This window comes from Pelomicrobium sp. (assembly GCF_036803785.1).
In the GTDB taxonomy this organism is placed as follows: domain Bacteria; phylum Pseudomonadota; class Gammaproteobacteria; order Burkholderiales; family UBA6910; genus Pelomicrobium.
The window spans coordinates 1-19,107 of record NZ_DAIRTR010000005.1 but is presented as its reverse complement, the minus strand read 5'-3'; the positions used below and the strand labels follow the sequence as shown (position 1 = coordinate 19,107).

Annotated in this window: 15 protein-coding genes; 10 read left to right on the top strand and 5 right to left on the bottom strand. The window is 63.9% G+C overall.

Features of this window, described 5'->3' with window-relative positions:
- The first annotated feature begins 52 nt into the window (after positions 1-52).
- Positions 53-2,098, top strand: coding sequence for an HIRAN domain-containing protein (locus V7Q81_RS01265; protein WP_333839585.1), 2,046 nt, complete (start codon positions 53-55; stop codon positions 2,096-2,098).
- Positions 2,098-2,643 carry a CPCC family cysteine-rich protein gene (locus tag V7Q81_RS01260; RefSeq protein WP_333839584.1) on the top strand — a complete coding sequence of 182 codons (546 nt, stop codon included), beginning with the start codon at positions 2,098-2,100 and terminating at the stop codon, positions 2,641-2,643. The genes V7Q81_RS01265 and V7Q81_RS01260 overlap by 1 nt, the downstream gene beginning before the upstream one ends.
- Positions 2,644-2,733: 90 nt before the next feature.
- On the opposite strand, the gene V7Q81_RS01255 is transcribed toward V7Q81_RS01260, so the two are convergent.
- Entirely contained in the window at positions 2,734-2,943 is a 210-nt protein-coding gene (locus V7Q81_RS01255) for a hypothetical protein (RefSeq protein WP_333839582.1), read from the bottom strand.
- Positions 2,944-3,013: 70 nt separating this feature from the next.
- Positions 3,014-3,994: a helix-turn-helix transcriptional regulator gene (locus V7Q81_RS01250; RefSeq protein WP_333839579.1), complete on the bottom strand. Its 981-nt coding sequence runs from the start codon at positions 3,992-3,994 to the stop codon at positions 3,014-3,016.
- A 144-nt stretch (positions 3,995-4,138) separates the two neighbouring features.
- Here V7Q81_RS01250 and V7Q81_RS01245 point away from each other — a divergent pair, with 144 nt between their 5' ends.
- The 5 genes from V7Q81_RS01245 (at position 4,139) to V7Q81_RS01225 (ending at position 12,487) form a co-directional block, all read left to right on the top strand.
- Entirely contained in the window at positions 4,139-6,505 is a 2,367-nt protein-coding gene (locus tag V7Q81_RS01245; RefSeq protein ID WP_333839576.1) for a type I restriction-modification system subunit M, read from the top strand.
- A 77-nt stretch (positions 6,506-6,582) separates the two neighbouring features.
- A complete protein-coding gene (locus V7Q81_RS01240; protein ID WP_442954728.1) occupies positions 6,583-7,902 on the top strand; it encodes a restriction endonuclease subunit S in 1,320 nt (439 codons plus the stop codon).
- 107 nt (positions 7,903-8,009) lie between these two features.
- Complete coding sequence (locus tag V7Q81_RS01235) at positions 8,010-8,339, top strand: type II toxin-antitoxin system RelE/ParE family toxin (protein ID WP_333839571.1); 330 nt, start codon at positions 8,010-8,012, stop codon at positions 8,337-8,339.
- On the top strand, positions 8,332-9,492 hold the full coding sequence (locus V7Q81_RS01230; protein ID WP_333839568.1) for a HigA family addiction module antitoxin: 1,161 nt from the start codon (positions 8,332-8,334) through the stop codon (positions 9,490-9,492). The genes V7Q81_RS01235 and V7Q81_RS01230 overlap by 8 nt, the downstream gene beginning before the upstream one ends.
- A complete protein-coding gene (locus V7Q81_RS01225; protein WP_333839564.1) occupies positions 9,479-12,487 on the top strand; it encodes a type I restriction endonuclease subunit R in 3,009 nt (1,002 codons plus the stop codon). The genes V7Q81_RS01230 and V7Q81_RS01225 overlap by 14 nt, the downstream gene beginning before the upstream one ends.
- A 166-nt stretch (positions 12,488-12,653) precedes the next feature.
- On the opposite strand, the gene V7Q81_RS01220 is transcribed toward V7Q81_RS01225, so the two are convergent.
- On the bottom strand, positions 12,654-13,013 hold the full coding sequence (locus tag V7Q81_RS01220; protein WP_333839563.1) for a hypothetical protein: 360 nt from the start codon (positions 13,011-13,013) through the stop codon (positions 12,654-12,656).
- 8 nt (positions 13,014-13,021) lie between these two features.
- Positions 13,022-14,023 (bottom strand): integrase domain-containing protein, encoded by a 1,002-nt coding sequence (locus tag V7Q81_RS01215; RefSeq protein ID WP_333839561.1) that lies wholly within the window; start codon positions 14,021-14,023, stop codon positions 13,022-13,024.
- Positions 14,024-15,099: 1,076 nt separating this feature from the next.
- Between V7Q81_RS01215 and V7Q81_RS01210 the strand changes: the two genes are divergently transcribed.
- Positions 15,100-16,815, top strand: a complete 1,716-nt coding sequence (locus tag V7Q81_RS01210) for a GmrSD restriction endonuclease domain-containing protein (protein WP_333839559.1) — start codon at positions 15,100-15,102, stop codon at positions 16,813-16,815.
- Positions 16,816-16,857: 42 nt separating this feature from the next.
- On the opposite strand, the gene V7Q81_RS01205 is transcribed toward V7Q81_RS01210, so the two are convergent.
- The gene (locus V7Q81_RS01205) at positions 16,858-17,232 is read right to left on the bottom strand and encodes a hypothetical protein (protein ID WP_333839556.1); all 375 of its coding nucleotides are present in this window, start codon (positions 17,230-17,232) and stop codon (positions 16,858-16,860) included.
- Positions 17,233-17,394: 162 nt separating this feature from the next.
- Here V7Q81_RS01205 and V7Q81_RS01200 point away from each other — a divergent pair, with 162 nt between their 5' ends.
- Both V7Q81_RS01200 and V7Q81_RS01195 read left to right on the top strand, forming a co-directional pair.
- Positions 17,395-17,592: a helix-turn-helix transcriptional regulator gene (locus V7Q81_RS01200; protein ID WP_333839554.1), complete on the top strand. Its 198-nt coding sequence runs from the start codon at positions 17,395-17,397 to the stop codon at positions 17,590-17,592.
- A 4-nt stretch (positions 17,593-17,596) separates the two neighbouring features.
- Positions 17,597-19,036, top strand: a complete 1,440-nt coding sequence (locus tag V7Q81_RS01195) for a DUF3987 domain-containing protein (protein WP_333839551.1) — start codon at positions 17,597-17,599, stop codon at positions 19,034-19,036.
- Positions 19,037-19,107 lie beyond the last annotated feature (71 nt).

Below are 19,107 nucleotides of genomic sequence, written 5' to 3'. Positions count from 1 at the left end.
CACGCAAGTCAGGCTCACACCATGAGCCACCGTCCGCCGCATCATCGCGGGCATGGAAGATTTCGTCTCCTATGCCCCTGCCGTCCCGCCAGCGCCGACGTTCGCCGCGCCGCTGCCTGCCGTGCGCGCGCGGCTGTGGTTGCCCGGGCGGACCTTCGCGCCGGAGGATGAATACCCGCGCCTGTGGCTGTCGCTCTCCGATGGCCGGGTGCTCGCCCTGCGGCTAGGCCAAGCGCGGCTGGGTGAGGATGCGGTGATCGCGCCCATTGTCGCGGCGCTTGCCGACGACGCCGGCGGCCACCGTTACCAGCTGGAACTTCCCGACGTGGGCTTTGTGCAGGTGCTCTATGCCGCGCCGGCGCTGCCCAATCCTTCGCGCTGGCATGCGGGGTTCTGGTTCGATGCCGACTTCCAGCGCTTTGCCGCCACGCTGGATGCCGAAGCGATGCGGCTGCTGCTGTGGCTCGAGCGCGAGCCCACGCCGCCGGCCGTCACCCGGCACGATGGCCGGGCGCCGCAGCCCGCGCCGAAGGTTTTCTTTGCCTCGGTGCGCAACTACAACCGGCTCGCCACCCTGCCGCCGCTCTTGCGCGAGCGGCGCATGCAGGCGCTGATGCGCTTTCCGGCGCTGGTGGCGCCGGTGCTCTTGACGCTGCATCACTCGCCCAATGTCTTCGATGGCAAGCGCCACGCCTGGCGTGACAAGGACGTGGCCGTGGAAGCAGCCATCGATGCGGGGCGGGATCTCGCCGGGGCGCTCGCCGCGCACTGGGGCATCTCGCGCGGACTCGTGCGCGCGCCGGTCAATGCCGCCTTCTGGGGAGGGCGCGAAGCGGCCCGTCGGCGGGCCTGCCTTGCCGTGCTCGACGCCTTGCCCGACAACCAGCGCCCGGATGTGGCGGCGTTCGAGCGCTGGTTGCCGTACCTGACGGGCTATTTGCAGCTCATCGGCGCGGTGGCGGATGAGGATGACGACGCGCAGCGCGCCAGCACCCCGCCTGTGCCCGAAGTGCACCGCGGCGCCTTTCGGCTGGGCTGGAACCTCACCTGGGAGGCAGCGGCCAAGCGCCACGGCAACCTCCACACGGCGCTGGCCGATTGCGACGACTTCCTGGCCGCCGCGCGCGGGCGGGCGGCCACCCTCCTCGCTCGGCGCTATGGGCCCAAGATCCATCGCCTCGCCGCCGCCTGGGTGGCCTGCCATGGGCTGTTGGGCCTGCTCGATGCCTCGGTCCGCTGGCATCGGCAGCGCCCCTGGCCGGAGAAGGAGGACTACCTGCCCGATCTTCACCTGCCAGAAGTGCTGGGCCGGCTGGAAGAAGACGGCTGGGAAGCCGTCGAGCTCGTCACGCCGACGATGCTGCTCTACGAAGGGCAGCGCATGCACCACTGCGCGGGCAGCCCGCGTTACTGGGAGGACTCGGTCGCCGGCACACGGCTCTTTCACCTTGCGCGCCGGGGCGAGCAGGCCACCGCCGAATACCGTCCGCGCCTGAGCGAGGACGTCGAGTACGACACGGCCTACCACCTCGTGCAGCTGCGTGGGCCGACGAACCGCGAGGTCAGCCCCGAGATGGAAGCCTGGGCGCGGCGGGTGGAGTCGGCTCTGAACGCTCCTGAGCGGCGGGATGCGCGCTGGGCGGCGCTGGAAGCGCGCGGACGCATCGAGGTGCAGCTTTGGCAGGCCAAGGCCCACGCGCGGCAGCGGCTGGCTTGGCTGGATGCCAAATCCGAGCGGCAGCTCATCCAGGCGCTCGACTGGCTGGGTGAGCAGCGGGCCGAGCCCGAGACGCTCCTGATCGCCCATGTGGCGGGTTACCAATACCACCAAGGGCCGCAGGTCGAGGACGCATTCACGGCGGGCGATGCGCTCGACCTGGTTCTCGAGCGCGACAACCCGCACGATCCGCTCGCCGTGCGCATCGACTGGCAAGGCGTCAAGCTCGGCTACGTGCCGCGCCCCGAGAACGCCGACATCGCCGCGCGGCTGATGGTCGGCGAGAAACTGGCTGCGCGCATTCTCGAAGTCGATTTCGAGACCGAACCCTGGCGGCGGGTGGAATTCGTGATCGAAGCGTGCTTACAGGAGAAGGCGTGATGCCGGTGCTGGAAAAATTCTCCGGCTACTGGGAGCCCTCGCCGCGCTGGCAGGGCACGGCTTACGCTCGCCGGCGCGGGTTTTTCGAGGCGCATCCTGATCACTGCCACGGCCACGTGCCCTGCCCCGCCTGCGGCTATCCGACGCTGCGCGAGCGCAACGGCTACGACTATTGCAGCCTGTGCTGTTGGGAAGACGATGGTCAGGACGACCCGTACGCGCATGAAGTCTGGGGCGGGCCCAATGGCGTTCTGAGCCTGGACCGGGCGCGGGAGAACTTCGAGACGACGCGCTGCATCTGGTCGTTCGCCGAGCGGGGAGAGCTTCTCGCGCGGTACGCGGCCATCCTGTTCGATCCACGCGCCATCCGGGCACGCACCCGCATCTGCCGGGCTTACGACGCGCTGATGACGCTCGTATCACCTACTGACATCCGAGCACAATGGGAAGAGATCGAATATCTGTGGGATCGTTGGCTCGATCTGCGCGCAGCCATTGAGGCGGAGGTCGATCGGGTCATGAAACCATCCGGCAAGAGGCGCTGAATCATGCCCATCGGACTACGGCCAGACACCCGTCGGTAGCGCAGTCTCCTTCCGGGCAAAGGCCGGTAAAGAACCTCCCCGTTCGCAGGGCTACAGATCGCAGTCGCAATCATCCCCACCGCCGAAGAGCGAGAACAGGGCGGAGATGCCCAGGGCGATGAGGGCGAGCCTGAGGACACCACTGGAAAAAGGCCGGTCGTGGCGCCAGAAGAAAACGCCCAGCAGCAGCACGAGCACGAAGACGCCAAAGCTTTGCGTGGCCCAGCCGGCCCAGAGAGCGAGGATAAAGTCGGTGATCATGGTGGCCTTTCGTGCGAATGAACCGCGCCATGATGCCGGAGGGTATGGCTCACATCGTGAGCCTAGCGGCTCAGACCTTGGTCGCGTAACGACTGGCGATCGCTGCCGCCTCCTCGGCCACGCGCCGGCGCAAGGATCCCGGCGCTTCCACGATCACATGCCGGCCATGGCGCAGGATGTCCATGACCAGCTCCCGCTCGTCGGCATAGGGCACGGTCAGCCGCCAGCTGCCATCGGGCAGCATCTCGCCCGCTTGATCCCTGTGCCAACGCTCGTCGCGCACCCAGCGGGCGCGTTCGGGCGAAAAGCGCAGCACCGCACGCCCCTTGGGCCGGCCGGCGAAGATGCCATAGGCCGAGGCGAGATGGCGGTCGAGCGTCGCATCGGCCACTTCGCGGGCTTGCTGGTCGAGCGGCCTGACGCGCCGCAGGGTGTCCAGCGCGAAAGTGCGCAAGGCCCGCCGCCAGTGGCAGTAGGCGTCGAGATACCAGTTGTCGCGGTAATGCACCAGTCGCTGCGGCGAGACGATGCGGGTGTTGACCTCGTCGCGCGCGCGGCTGTAGGCGTCGATTTCCAGCCGGCGGCGTTCCATCAGCGACTTGGCGACTGCGGCAAAGCAGCCCGGCTCGACCGCGCGTTTGGCCATCGAGAGCAGGCGCACGCGACGCTGAATCTCTTCGGCCGGATGGCCGCCGGTTTCCAGCAGCGCCGCCAGCCGCGCCTGCAAGGGCGCGATGTGGGCGGCCAGGATCCCCGGCTCCAGCTCGGCAAGCAGCTTCTGCGCCGCCAAGAGCGCATAGAGTTCGCTTGCCGAGAACCACAGCCCCGGCAGTTCATAAGCCGGGCCGCTGGGCGCATCGGCGGCGAAGCGGTAGCCGCCCGCTTCCCGGTCCCAGACGATGGGGGCATGGAGCCGGTCGCGCAGGTATTCGAGGTCGCGCTTGAAGGTGGCGCGCGAAACCGACAGCGCTTCGAGGAATACCTCCAGCGGCACCACGCGCCGCTCGTGGAGAAGCTGGTCGATCTTGTAGAAGCGCTCGGTGCGGTTCATGGCTTCCTCCCGGATGACTGGCTCGTCAAATGAGCCACGAAGATGGTAGCATCGATGAAGCCCATGCGGTGAGGGATCGACGCCCATTTGCCCGGATAAAGCCGCCGCGACGACTACACCGCCGGCATGAACCAGGATCGACCCATGCAGAAGAAGCCACAAGACCAAAGCCAACTCAAGTGGATCGCCGACTTCATTTGGAACATCGCCGACAACCGCCTGCGCGATGTCTATGTGCGCGGCAAGTACCGCGACGTCATCCTGCCCTTTACCGTGCTTCGGCGTCTTGACGCCGTGCTCGAGGAGACCAAGCAGAAGGTGCTGGAGCGCAAGCGCTTCCTCGACAAGAACAACGTCGCCGAGCAGGACGGGGCTTTGCGGATGGCCGCGGGGCAGGCGTTCTACAACGTCTCTGAATTCACACTCGCCAAGCTCAAGGCTAGCAGCCAGGGCCAGCGTTTGCGGGAGGACTTCATCGCCTACCTCGATGGCTTCTCACCGAACGTCCAGGAGATCCTCACCAAATTCAAGTTCCGCGACCAGATCCAGACGTTGGTTGATGCGCACGTCCTGGGGTACTTGATCGAGGACTTTCTCGACCCCGAGATCAACCTGTCGCCACTGCCGGTCAAGGACGCGGACGGCCGCATCAAGCTGCCCGCGCTGGACAACCACGGCATGGGCACCGTGTTTGAAGAACTGATCCGCCGCTTCAACGAGGAAAACAACGAGGAGGCCGGTGAGCACTTCACGCCGCGGGATGTCGTCAGGCTCATGGCCAAGCTGATGTTCATGCCGGTGGCCAACCAGATCCAGTCTGGCACCTACCTGCTCTACGACGGCGCCTGCGGCACGGGGGGCATGTTGACCGTCGCCGAGGAGACCTTGCGGGAGCTGGCCGAGGAACTCGGCAAGGAGGTTTCCATCCACCTGTTCGGGCAGGAGATCAACCCCGAGACCTACGCCATCTGCAAGGCCGACCTGCTGCTCAAGGGCGAAGGCGACGAGGCCGAGCACATCGTCGGCGGTGCGGACAAATCCACCCTGTCCAACGACCAGTTCCGCTCCCGCGAGTTCGACTTCATGATCTCCAACCCGCCCTACGGCAAGAGCTGGAAGACCGATTTCGAGCGCATGGGCGGCAAGCAGGGGTTCAACGACCCGCGCTTCATCGTCAGCCACGGCGGCGACCCGGAGTTCAAGCTCATCACCCGCTCCAGCGACGGGCAGCTCATGTTCCTGGTGAACAAGCTGCAGAAGATGAAGCAGCACTCGCCCCTGGGCAGCCGCATCGCCATCGTTCACAACGGCTCGGCCCTGTTCACGGGCGATGCCGGCCAGGGCGAGAGCAACATCCGGCGCTGGGTGCTGGAGAACGACTGGCTGGAAGCCATCATCGCGCTGCCGCTCAACATCTTCTACAACACCGGCATCGCCACCTACGTCTGGGTGCTCGCCAACCGCAAGCCCGAGCACCGCAAGGGCCGCGTGCAGCTCATCGACGCCACCCGTTGGTTTCAGCCGCTGCGCCGCAACCTCGGCAAGAAGAACTGCGAGCTGTCCGAGGCTGACATCCAACGCATCCTCGACCTCTACCTCGGGCAACCGCAGAACACCCCCGAGTGCAAGTGGCTCGACAACGCCGACTTCGGCTACTGGAAGATCACCGTCGAACGCCCGCTGCGGCTCAAAAGCCAGCTCACCCGCCGCGCCATCGAATCCTTGCGCTTTGCCAGCGGCGACGAAGCCTTGCGTGCAGAAATCTGGGCCCGGTATGGCGAGCGGCTCTACACCGAATTCGCCAGACTCAAGCCCGAGATCGAAGCGTGGTTGAAGGGCGATGCCGGGGACGACGAAGACACGCCGGAGGGCGAGGACGAAGGCGCGCCCGCCCGCAAGGCCGTGCCCGAAAAGCGGCGCAAAAAGCTGCTCGATGCCGCCACCTGGCAACGCGACAAGACCCTCATCGATCTGGCACTGATCGCGCAGCAGGAACTCGGCGACGGCGTGTTCGACGACCACAACGAGTTCCGCGCCCGCTTCGAGGCGGCCATGGCCAAGCACGGCAAGAAGCTCGCCGCCGCCGAAAAGAAGGCCATCTTCAAGGCCGTGAGCTGGCGTGACGAAACGGCGCCACCGGTGATTGCCAAGCGCACCAAGCTGAAAAAGGACGAGCCCTTCGAGCCGGGGCTCGACGGCGTGTACCTCGAGGTGGTGGGCAAAGACCGGTTCCTGGTCGAGTACGAGCCCGACACCGACTTGCGCGATACCGAGCAGGTGCCGCTGAAAGAGCCCGGCGGCATCGATGCCTTCTTCCGGCGTGAGGTGCTGCCCCACGCGCCGGACGCCTGGATCGCGCGTGAGGCCACCAAAATCGGCTACGAGATCTCCTTTGCCCGCTACTTCTACAAGCCCGCGCCGCTGCGCTCGCTGGAGGAGATTCGCGCCGACATCCTCGCGCTGGAGCGGCAGACCGAAGGTTTGCTAAGCAAGATCGTGGGAGGGGCGTGATGGTGGGGGGAGGCGCTTATCCGAGCTACCGAGACTCAGGCCTTCCTTGGGTTCCAAAGATCCCCGAAGGCTGGCAAGTGCTCCGCAATGGCCGGCTCTTTAGCCACCGCGTGGAGACTGGCTTTCCCGACTTACCTATCCTGGAGGTATCGCTGCGCACCGGCGTTCGGGTCAGGGACATGGAGAACCTGAAACGCAAGCAGGTCATGAGCCAGAAGGAGAAATACAAGCGCGCAGCCGAGGGAGACATTGCCTACAACATGATGCGCATGTGGCAAGGCGCCGTCGGCCCGGTTCCGGTCGATGGACTGGTCAGTCCGGCCTACGTGGTGGTCAAGCCGTACCCGGAAGCCAACTCTGCATACTTCAGCTATTTGTTTCGGACCAGCGCCTACATGCGCGAGGTCAACAAGTATTCGCGTGGCATCGTGGCGGACCGCAATCGGCTCTATTGGGAGTCGTTCAAGCAAATGCCGTCCCTGGTGCCGCCGCGCGCCGAGCAAGACCAGATCGTCGCCTACCTGCGCGCGCAGGACGCGCACATCGCCCGGTACATCTTGGCCAAGCGCGAGCTCATCAAGCTGCTGACCGAACAGAAGCTCACCATCATCGACCACGCCGTCACGCGCGGGCTTGACCCCAACGTCCGCCTCAAGCCCTCCGGCATCGAATGGCTGGGCGAGGTGCCGGAGCATTGGGAAGTAAAGCCACTGAAGCGCTGGGTGCGGATCAATGCCCGCACGCTGAGCGAAAAGACCGATCCGGATTTTGAGTTTCGCTACGTGGACATCGGCTCGGTAAAGACCGGCCGTCTGGTGAAGGAACTTGAGCACATCCGTTTCGAGGCCGCACCGTCGCGAGCGCGTCGAGTTCTACGCCGGGGGGACACCATCATCTCGACGGTACGGACATACCTGAGGGCCATCTGGTATGTCGATGAAGACGCAGATGACCTGATCGCTTCCACCGGCTTCGCAGTGCTCACGCCCGGTAAAGGCGTGGAGCCGGAGTACCTCGGTTATGTCATCCAGAGCAGCAGCTTTGTGAACCGGGTGACGGCGAACTCCATCGGCATCGCGTATCCAGCCATCGCAGAAACGGTGCTGGGACGCTTCCTTGTGGCGTTGCCATCGACCGTGGATGAGCAGCAATCCATCGTTGCGCACATCAAGAGTGAGAGTACACCGCTGGACGACGCCATCACCCGCTCCGAAGAGGAAATCAAGCTGATCCGCGAGTACCGCGACCGCCTGATTGCCGATGTGGTTACCGGTCAGATCGACGTGCGCGGCTGGCGGCCCGGCCCGGACGATGTGGCGAGCGATGAGGAACTGGCCGTGCTCGGCGACGACGAGACCGAGCTGCGTGAGGATGAGCTTGGCGATGGAGGTGAGTGAGCGGGGTTCAGCGGCGCGCTGGCCTTGGCTGAGCGGCCGGCCAGAGGCTGGTCGGGAGAGAGAGCTTTACCAATTTGGTAAAGACTGTGCTAAGATGGAGAACCGCGTTGGAGATCCGCTTCCGGGACAAGAAGGTGCGCTTGCTGTGCGAAAGCCGGGATGCCGCTGTGAAAAAGCTGGGCGATGCCTGCGCCCGCAAGTTGCGGGCCCGTTTGGATGACCTGGAGCACGCCGCAAATGTGTACGAGCTGCCGGCGGGCAACCCCCATCCCCTGACGGGCGACCGGGCCGGAGAGTACGCGGTCAATCTGGCGGGTGGCCGGCGGTTGACGTTTTCGCCCGCCAATGACCCGGTGCCACGCCATGCCGACGGCGGCATCAACTGGCGGGCCGTGACCATTGTCTGTATCGAATTCATCGGGGACTACCATGACTGATCTGGATGCACCGTTCGCGCCGGACTGGGTTTCCCCGCCCGGCGACACCATCGCCGATGTGCTGGAGGAGCGCGGCTGGACCCAAGCCGAGTTTGCCCGGCGGCTTGGGTACACCGAAAAGCATGTGAGCCAGCTCATCAACGGCAAGGCGGCCATCACCGAAGACACGGCCTCGCGGCTGGAGCGCGTCTTGGGCAGCACGGCGGGCTTCTGGTTGCGCAAGGAAGCGACTTATCGCGAGCGACTGGAACGCCAGCAGTTCGCCCAGCGCTGCGCGGGGTGGGTGGACTGGCTGGATAGGCTGCCCATCAAGGAGCTGATGGCGCAAGGTGTTGTCTCCAAAGCGCGGCTGGTGGAGAAGAACAAGCCGGCGCTGGTCGAGGCGTGCTTGCGGTTCTTTGGTGTTGCCTCACCCGAAGAGTGGCAGGCCATTTACGTAAAGGAGTTAAAAGCGCAATACCGCCGCAGTCGCACCGAGCAAAGCGATCTGGCGGCCATTGCAGCCTGGCTGCGTCTAGGCGAAAAGCAGGCTGAGGGCTGGGAGGCCCCCAAGTTCGACCTCGCGCGTTTCGAAAAGGCCCTAGGGGAAATTCGCCACCTGACGACGCAGCCACCTGAGGTGTTCGAACCGCAAATGAAGCGGTTGCTGCGCGATGCGGGGGTGACGCTAGCCTTGGTGCCGGCCATCCCCCGGACGCACGTCTCGGGGGTGGCGCGGTGGCTAACGCCTTCGCGGCCGTTGATCCAGCTTTCCCTCTACGGCAAAACCAACGATCGTTTCTGGTTCACGTTCTTTCACGAGGCGGCGCACATTCTCTTGCACGGAACGTCGGCGCAAGGCCGTAAAGCCGTGTTCCTTGACGATCCTGACGGCGGCACAAGCACGGATGCCTGCGAGCATGAGGCTAATCAGTGGGCGGCGGATTTCCTGATCCCTCCGCAGTATCGGCAGCGCTTGGCCAAGCTGGGTAGCCATGTCGCAGCGATTCGCGCCTTCGCCAGTGAACTCTCGATTCACCCGGGGATCGTGGTAGGACGCTTGCAGCATGAGGGGATCGTTCCGTACGCGTCGCCCCTCAATGCATTGAAAGTGAGCTTCCGCTGGGCAGCCCCCAAGCCGGACGCGAAGGGGCAACCCCATGAGCGTGACTGACACCAGCGAGAAAGGTCTCGAAGCGCTGATCGTGCGCGAACTGGTCGCCAGCGGCTACGTTCAGGGTCATGCCGCGGACTACAACCGCGATCTGGCGCTGGACGTGACCCAGTTGCTCACGTTCCTCAGGGCGACACAGCCGAAGGTGGTCGAAACCTTGAACCTGGATGCCGAAGGCATCCAGCGCACCCAGTTCCTGCACCGGCTGCAAGGTGAAATCAGCAAGCGCGGGGTGGTGGACGTGTTGCGCAAAGGGGTGAGCCACGGCCCGGTGCATGTCGATCTCTACAAGATGCTGCCCACGCCGGGCAACGCGGCCGCCGCCGAGGCCTTTGGCAAGAACATCTTCAGCGTCACGCGGCAGCTGCGCTATAGCAACGACGAAGCCCAGCGCGCGCTGGACATGGTGATCTTCATCAACGGCCTGCCGGTGCTCACCTTCGAGCTGAAGAACTCGCTGACCAAACAGACCGTGGCGGATGCCGTGGTGCAGTACCAAACCGACCGCAACCCGGGCGAGCTGCTGTTTCAACTCGGCCGCTGCATCGCCCATCTGGCGGTGGACGATGCCGAGGTGCGTTTCTGCACCCACTTGACCGGCAAGACGTCGTGGTTTCTGCCCTTCAACCAGGGCTACAACGGCGGTGCGGGCAACCCGCCCAACCCCAAGGGCCTGAAAACCGACTATCTGTGGAAAGAGGTGCTGGCCAGGGAATCGCTGGCCGACATCATCGAAAACTATGCGCAGCTGATTGAGGAAGAAACGGAAGACGCCAATGGCCGCAAGCGCAAGACGCGCAAGCAGATCTTTCCCCGGTACCACCAACTTCGCACGGTGCGCGCCCTGTTGCGGCGCAGCCAAGCGGACGGTGTCGGCAAGCGCTACCTGATCCAGCATTCGGCCGGCAGCGGCAAGAGCAACACCATTGCCTGGCTGGCCCACCAGCTGGTGGAGCTGAAGACGGCGACGGACGACACACAGGCGCAGTTCGACTCGGTCATCGTCATCACCGACCGCCGTGCGCTGGATGCGCAGATCGCCCGCACCATCCGCGCCTACGACCATGTGACCTCGATCTACGGCCATTCGGAAAGCGCCGAGGAGCTGCGCGCCTTCTTGCGTCGGGGCAAGAAGATCATCGTCACCACGGTGCAGAAGTTCCCGTTCATCCTGGACGAACTGGGGGACCTCGGCGACAGGAAGTTCGCGCTCTTGATCGACGAGGCGCACTCCAGCCAGGGCGGCAAGACCACGGCCAAGATGCATCTGGCCTTGTCCGGACAGGCGGCGGCAGGCGCCGAGGAGGAAGAGGAGGAATCGGTCGAGGACAAGGTCAATGCCTTGATCGAATCCCGCCGGATGCTGGCCAACGCCAGCTATTACGCCTTCACGGCCACGCCCAAGGCCAAGACGCTGGAGTTGTTCGGCGAGCGCCAGGTCGTCGGCGACACGGTGCAGTTCCGTTCGCCCGAGGAACTGACCTACACCACCAAGCAGGCGATCCAGGAGGGCTTCATCCTCGACGTGATTGCCCACTACACGCCGGTGGCGAGCTTCTACCACGTGGCCAAGACCGTCGAGCACGACCCGTTTGTGGACAAGGCCAAGGCGCTCAAAAAAATCCGGCGCTATGTGGAATCCCACGACAAGGCCATTCGCCGCAAGGCGGAGATCATGGTCGATCACTTCATCGAGCAGGTGATCGGCGCCAAGAAGATTGGCGGCAAGGCACGCGCGATGATCGTCTGCAACGGCATCGCCCGGGCCATCGACTACTTCCGCGAGGTGTCCGACTACCTTTGCGAGATCAAGAGCCCCTACAAGGCCATCGTGGCCTACTCCGGCGAGTTCGAGGTGGGCGGCGAGAAAAAGACCGAGGCCGATCTGAACGGCTTTCCGAGCAAGGACATTCCCGCCAGGTTCAAACAAGACCCGTATCGCTTCCTGATCGTCGCCAACAAGTTCGTCACCGGTTTCGACGAGCCGCTGCTGCACACCATGTACGTGGACAAGCCGCTCGCTGGCGTGCTGGCAGTGCAGACGCTCTCGCGCCTGAATCGTGCGCATCCGCAAAAGTACGACACCTTCGTGCTCGACTTCGCTGACAACGCGGAGGCGGTGAAAGCAGCCTTCCAGGAGTACTACCGCGCCACCATCCAGGTGGGCGAGACCGACCCGAACAAGCTGCACGACCTGAAGGGCGATCTGGACGCCCAGCAGGTCTATAGCTGGCAGCAGGTGGAAGACCTCGTCGCGCAATACCTGGGCGGCGCCGAGCGCGACCGGCTCGACCCGATCCTCGACGCCTGCGTCGCAGAGTACGTCGAAAAGCTCGCCGAGGATGATCAGGTGAAGTTCAAGGGCAAGGCGAAGGCCTTCGTGCGTAGCTATTCGTTCCTTTCGGCCATCCTGCCCTACGGGCACCCGGCCTGGGAGAAGCTGTCGATCTTCCTCAACTTCCTGATCCCGAAGCTGCCCGCGCCCAAGGAGGAGGACCTGTCCAAGGGTGTGCTGGAGTGCATCGACATGGACAGCTATCGCGTGCAAGCGCAGGCCACGATGCGCATGGCCATGGACGACGCGGATGCCTTCGTCGAACCCCCACCGCCAGGAGGTGGTGAAGGCAGCGGCGAGCCGGAACTGGACCGCCTGTCGAACATCATTCGGGAGTTCAACGACTTGTTCGGCAACATCGAGTGGCATGATGCCGACAAGATCCGCAAGGTCGTCACCGAAGAGATCCCGGCGCGCGTCGCCCAGGACCGCGCTTACCAGAACGCGCAGGCCCACTCGGGCCGGCAGAACGCCAGGCTGGAGCATGACAGGGCGCTTCACCGCGTGGTGCTGGAGCTGCTCGACGACCACACGGAGCTGTTCAAGCAGTTTTCCGATAACCCGGACTTCAAGCGCTGGCTGGCGGACATGGTGTTCGACGTGACCTACCATCCGGGCGGCAGGCCGCCCGCGCCGCCTCAGGCGGGCGCTGCGGCGTAAGTAAGCGCTTGGACGACCTGACCAAGAACGCAACGGCAGTCGCGTAACGGTGCGCTGACAGTGCTGACGGGTGCCGCATCCGGACCCATGGCGGCATTCCGTGCGCAGGCGGTACGCTGAAAGGGCACAACCCCTCGGGCTGCGCCCTTTCCGTCAGGACGAGACGCTATCTCGGCTCGGCCTCACGCCGGGAGCGCATTCCTGCTCTCGCCAGCTTGGCCGGCCGCCCCCCCTTCCCCCGCCGCTGCCAAGGTCCCCGCAGATGCGGCTCCCAGTCCGGCCAGCGGCCCAGGGCGGAAGCCAAGGCCCGCGCCGTGCGCCAGTAGTCGTAGCGGCTGCTTTCCGAAAGCCCGCTCGCCCAGCGCTCCAGCGCCCAGCGCAGGTGCTTGGCCCGCCACTGCCGGGGTTCCCGCACGCCGAAGCGTTCCTGGATCGCTCGGGCGAGGCGCTCGCCACGCTCGATGTGGCCGCGGATCGAGGCCTTCGCGCCGGGCAGGGCGCGCTCCAGCAATATCGCGACGCCCATGCCCTGCCTCAGCGGCGATGGCTGCCAATGTAGGCGGCCAGCACATCCAGCCGGTTGTGGCCGAGCTCCTGGGCAAGCTCCAGCCCCAGCTCCTTGGCCAGGGTTTCTGTTGCTTCGGCTTCGTCCTCGGGCATTTCATCCGATGGCGCGTTTTGCAGCACCACGGGCGGGTGGCGGAAGGCAAGCTCGTAGTAACGGTCGCAAGCCCACGCGGCACGCAGGTCGTGATAGCCCTTGATGCCATGGCGATGCAGGATGGCCCGGGCCTTGTGAATCTCGCCGTCGTTCACGAGACTGTCGTAGGACTCGTGGGGCTTTAGCAGATTCGTGCCGCAATCCAAGTCGAGCCGGATAAGGTCGGCGTAGTCGAGCGCGTAGTCGCCTGCTCCATCGACCGGCACCCAGCGTGCCACCTCCTTGCCTCGCCCGCCTTTGGTGCCTTCACGGACATCGATTTCGCCGCGCTCGTCCCGCTCGCGCAGCCAGCGAGGAATGTCGCCGAGCACGGCCTCGCGCAGGCGCAGACCCAGCGTGCGGCACAGCCGCGCCACGGCGCATGCGCGTAGCAGGTTTGCCTTTTCCAGGGCGTCGACGGCGGACTCGAATTGCTCCCAGTCGTACCCGCTCGGCAGCTCGCGCCGGATGTGGCTGCGCCGGCCGACTTGCTTCGATGGCGAGTCGATGCGCAAGCGACCGTCGCCGCGCAAGGCTTTGAGGGTCGTGTTGATACTGGAGAGCAGGTTCTGGGCATAGGCCACGGCCATGACTTCTTCCTCGACCTGCTGGGCGAGGTGCTGGGCGTATTCGTTCAGGTGATGTTGCCTGATCTCGACCGCATCATGAATGCCGTAATACGCCCGCAGCCAGTCGCAGAACTGACGCCAGCGCGAAAAGTGGGCCTGCACCGTGGCGTAGTGGCCTTGTCCATAGTAGGCGCGTAGCGCCTGATGGCCAGCCCAGGCGATTTGCTTGCCGTAGCCGAAGTTGCGGGTAGATGGAAATTTGTACATAAGCGTCTCCTGAAAAAAGAACATGGGTGTGATGCCGATGCCTGGACGCCGGCCACCCAGGCGGGAATCGAAACCGTCCGCATGGCGGCGCGACGTCGCTCGTCCAGGGTCCAGGCACGCTCCGATTCCCGCCAGCGGGTGGTGAGTGTTGACCCAGTGACGCCTGGGCAGCGTGGAGCGCGGGTCGTCGGCGACGACCTTGGGAGGCGAGGGTGACGGGCGGCCTCAGGCCCGCTTGCTGGCGCACGCCATCGAGAGAGGCGTCAGCCCGGCGGGAGATGGCTGCCGGCGTGGCGGCCGGCGGTGCGCTGCGTCGAATTGCTATTCCTTTTCCGACCCAGCGCGTGGACGGCAGGCTGCCAGCCTGCTGGCCGCACGGATGCGGCCCCCGTTGCCGGATGTCGGAAGAGTATTGGTGGGGGTTTTAGTGCGCTGTCAGGAAATGACAGCTCGGCGGAAACCAGGATCGGGCCTGGGTTTCGCGATTATCGAACGCCGTCTGTCTCTTTGAGAAAGGCAGGACGTTTTTCGGTGCGAGCCCGCCAGCGGGATGGCGCAAGCTCGCTTTTCTGGCGCCGCGGAAAGCCCGCGCCGACCGTTTGAGTGAGGGCCAAACAAATAGTGCTTGGCCTTTTCTTTTGCCGCCGCAGCATGGCTACGGTCGGCATCTTCATGCTGTTTGTTTGGGGTGGCCAGCTACCACACATGTCGTCGCGTGTCGCGACTCGAAGCCGCTGCGCATCGTAGCACGCGCGATGGCCGGATCAAGGGCGTATACAGTGCGTTTTGGTGCGCATTTCGACCATGGTTGGTCTATTCCGGCGGACGGCGATACCGTTTCCTGGGCCGCGCTTCATGCTTCTTGGCATAGATTCCCATCGCCGCGAAGACGATGGTGAAGACTATAAGCCCGATCAACGATTCGATGGCCATCGCTCCTCCATGTCGTTCTATGAAACGGGCTTCAGTATAGCAGCGCGACATCGCCCCGACTGCACGCCACTGGCATGAGGCGATAGAATTTCCGGCGCGCCGTGGGAAGGCGCGGTCAGTTTGGAAAGCCAAGGGAGACCAAAATGGCGAAAGCGGAAGCCACTGTCGAGGAGCTGGTGTCCATGATCGAACGCGGGGAGCTGCGCTTGCCGGAAATGCAGCGTCAGTATGTCTGGCGGGCGACGCGGGTGCGGGATCTGCTGGATTCGCTCTATCGCGGCTACCCATCGGGCGCCATCCTGTTGTGGGAAACCGACGAGGCCGTGCCGCTGCAGAACTTTGCCGTCAGCCAAAGCGCCAATCCGTACCAGAGCACGAGCCTGCTGCTGGACGGGCAGCAGCGTTTGACCTCGCTTTCGGCCGTCATTCGCGGCGAACCGGTCAATGTCCGCGGTCGCCGCCTCCCGATCGATCTGCTGTTCAATCTGGAACATCCCGATCAGCTGGCGGTCGTCACCGAAGTGGAAGACAACAGCGATGCGGAAGAACCCGATGACGAAGAGACGCCGGCAGAAAACGAGGCCGATGCGAGCGAAGACGAATTGGTCAAGCGGTTCAACCAGATGGCTTTCGTCGTCGCCAACAAGAAGCTTGAACAATTGCCACAATGGGTGAAGGTCACGGAGGTGTTCAAGACCGACAGCGACGCGCCTTTCCTCAAGCGTGCCGGCGTCACGAGTTTCGACGATCCGCGCTACGAGAAGTACAGCCAGCGGCTGGCCCGGCTGCGCGGCATCCGCAAATACGTCTATCGTATGGACGTGCTGGAGCGAACACTTTCCTACGACGAAGTGACCGAAATCTTCGTCCGGGTCAATTCTCTGGGGGCAAAGCTCCGCAGCTCGGATCTCGCTCTGGCGCAAATCACCGCCAAGTGGCGGCACTCCTTGCAGACCTTTCTCGATTTCCAGAGCGCTTGTGCCAAGACCGGTTTCGAGCTCGATCTCGGCTTGCATCTGAAAAATCTCATGGCTTTTGCCACAGGGCAGTCGCGCTTCCAGGCGGTGGGCGGCCTGTCTGCGGATGTTCTGCAAAACGCCTGGGAAGAAGCCTGCGAGGGCATGAACTTCGCCATCAACTTCGCGCGCAGCAACCTGGGCATCGATAGCCCAGCCCTGCTGTCATCGCCCTTCCTGCTGGTGGTGCTGGCCTACTTCGGACATATCCGCAACTATAGGCTCGGTGCCGATGAGGCGCGTCAATTGCGATACTGGGCCTTGATCGCCAACGCCAAGGGACGGTTTTCCCGTGGTTCCAGCGAAACTTTGCTGGATCAGGATCTGGCGACCATCCGCCAAGGCAGCGGGGTCGATGCGTTGGTCGATCGGCTGCGCCAGCAGGTCGGCCGCCTCGAGATCACGGCCGAGGAGCTGGAAGGCCGCAACCAGCGCAGCGCCCTGTTCAAGACCATGTTCCTGGCCTTCCGCGCTGCTGGCGCCCGTGACTGGCACAGTCAGCTGGCGATCGCCCTGGATCATTCGGGCAACCAGCATCGCCTGCAGTTCCACCACATCTTTCCCAAGGCAGTACTGAAAAAAAGCCACTACCCCGCACGCGAGGCCGACGACATCGCCAACCTGGCCTTCATCGGCGGCAAGACCAACCGCGCGATCAGCGACAAGGCACCGAAGGACTACCTCCCGCCCTTGCTGAAGCAAGTGGGGGAAGCACCCTTTTCGGCGCAAGCCATCCCGCTCGAACCCGATTTGCTCGAGGTCGCCCACTACAAGGCGTTTTTGCAGGAAAGGCGCAAGCGCATTGCCGAGAAACTGAATGCCTTCCTCGGCGCTGTGCCCTGAAAAGCGGAAGTGGCCTAAAACGGGGCGGCTCCTGCCCGATGGCTATGCGCGAGCGTCCCTGTCGTCGTCATGAGAGGCGCTTGCACCTCGCGGTTCGGCCCCTTTCTCGATGAGCCGTAGCCCCAGGGCATTGCGCCGTTCCAGCTGCTTGCCCAGGCGCTCGGCTTCCTCCTTTCTACCTTCGAGCACGGCGAGGAGGTAGCGGGCCTCGATGTCGTGGCGCGCCCGGTGGCGCACACGCTCGAGCATCAAATCGAATTCCTCGGCCCGTCTCAGTCCGCAAAGCTTCGCCACCTGATCGAATTCCTCCAGCGAAAGCGCCCATGGCTGGTTGAAGAGCAGCCACTTCTTGCGATCGAGCCCGGTCTTGCCGCCGTCGATGACGGTGAATGTCGGGACGCTCTCCTTGGTCGGCATCGGTCTTTCCTGGCGAGCAGTCGTGTCTCTGACGCGGAATTATCCGGAATCCGGCGGCCTTTGTCGAAACAGTGCAGATTTGTGCGCTTTTGACCCGCGTTTTTGGGGGGCGTGTGGTATTGAATACCAGGTCATGTAATTTCGCACCGATGAGGGGAAAACATGACCAAAGAGTATTCACCATTTACCGTTCTACGGCGTCGTCAAGTAGAGGAGCTCACGGGACTGGCTCGGTCTACCATCTATGAGCTCGTCAAGCGAGGTCTTTTTCCGCCACCGATCAGGCTCGGCAGGCGGGCGGTTGGCTGGCTGTATCACGAGGTCGAGGCCTGGATCGAGAGCCGGGTGCCGGCGAGGTGATACCATGCCAAAGAACAAGATCACCCAGTCCATTGAGCGTGCGCGTGAGTTACTGGCGCCAAAAAAGGCGGCTGACGGCCACTATCCCATCGATGCGCTCGGGCCTCTGGCCGCTGCGGCGCGCGAAATTGCCGATGGCATACAGTGCAGTCCGGCGCTGGCTGGCCAGTCAGTGCTCGCCGCAGCGGCGTTGCTGGCACAGGGCGTGGCGAACGTTAGGGGTGCGGATGGCAGAGCCAAGCCGCTCAGCTTATATGCGCTGAGCATTGCGAAATCCGGGGATGGCAAGGATTCCGCCGATAGTATTGCCTTTCACGCGATCCGCGAATGGCAGCGGAGTGCGACGAAGACCTATCGACAAGCGCTGGCACGGCTCGGCAAAGACGATACGCCGCCGCCAGAGCCCTATCGCGTGACCAAGGACATTACGGCAGAAGGGCTGAGGCTGGCTTTCGAGAAAGGGGTGTCATCGCAAGGTATTTTTTCCACTGAGGCGGCGACGATGCTGGTCGGGCATGCCATGACTTTGGAAAACCGCGGCAAGACTGCGGCGGCGCTATGCAGCCTCTGGGACGGCGCCGGACTTTCTGTGGCGAGGGCTGGGTCCGGCCGGTTCGAGAAGTTTGGCCCTAGGTTGTCGATCCATCTCATGGTGCAGCCGGCTGCGGTTTCGGAGGTCATGGCCGACACTGCGCTTCATGGCATCGGTTTCTGGGCGCGTTTCCTGTTGGCTTGGCCGGATCCACTTCAACCACGAAAATATCGGCCATTCCACGCAGAATCGTCGCGGGCTATCGTCGCCTATTGGCGTCGCTGCGAGGAACTCTTGCACATGCCGCTTCAGGATGACAATGACAAACTTTCGGTACTTGAGTGCTCTCATGATGCCGCTAAAGTGCTCGGGGAATTTTTCGAGGAGTGCGAGCAGCGTGCCCGACTCGGGAACTGGCAACCCATCGAGGCGTTCGGTCTGCGCGGTGCCGAGCTTGCGGCGCGCATTGCCGGTGTGCAGACGGTATTTTCCGGTTCGGATGTCGTCGATGCCGAAACCGTCGCGCGCGCCATCCGGCTGGTGCGCCATTCGATGCGCAGCTGGCAGGCTGCATTAGAGAGTGGGCATGTCGATACTGTGATCACGGATGCCGTGACCCTGTATCAGTGGCTACTAACTCACGGAAGGCCGATCAAGCCGGGCGACATCCTGCGTGTGGGACCTGGCGCCTTGCGGAGCAAGAGCCGACGCGATGCCGCGCTCGATCGCTTGGCAGAAGTCAAGCTGGTGGCGGTTCAAAATGGTATGGTCATCGTCAGGTCGCCGAGTGATGGGGCTGCGAATCCTGCGAATGACGCGAAATGCCGCGCCGCTACTGGCGGTTCGAGCGATGCGAATGGGTGCGAGCGCTGCGAAACAGAGGGGGATGTTCGCACGCGTCGCATTCCATAGCATTCCATGGATGCCCGACAAGTGTTGGGGATTCGCGGGATTCGCAGGTTTCGCGCTCTTGCGATTGGAAC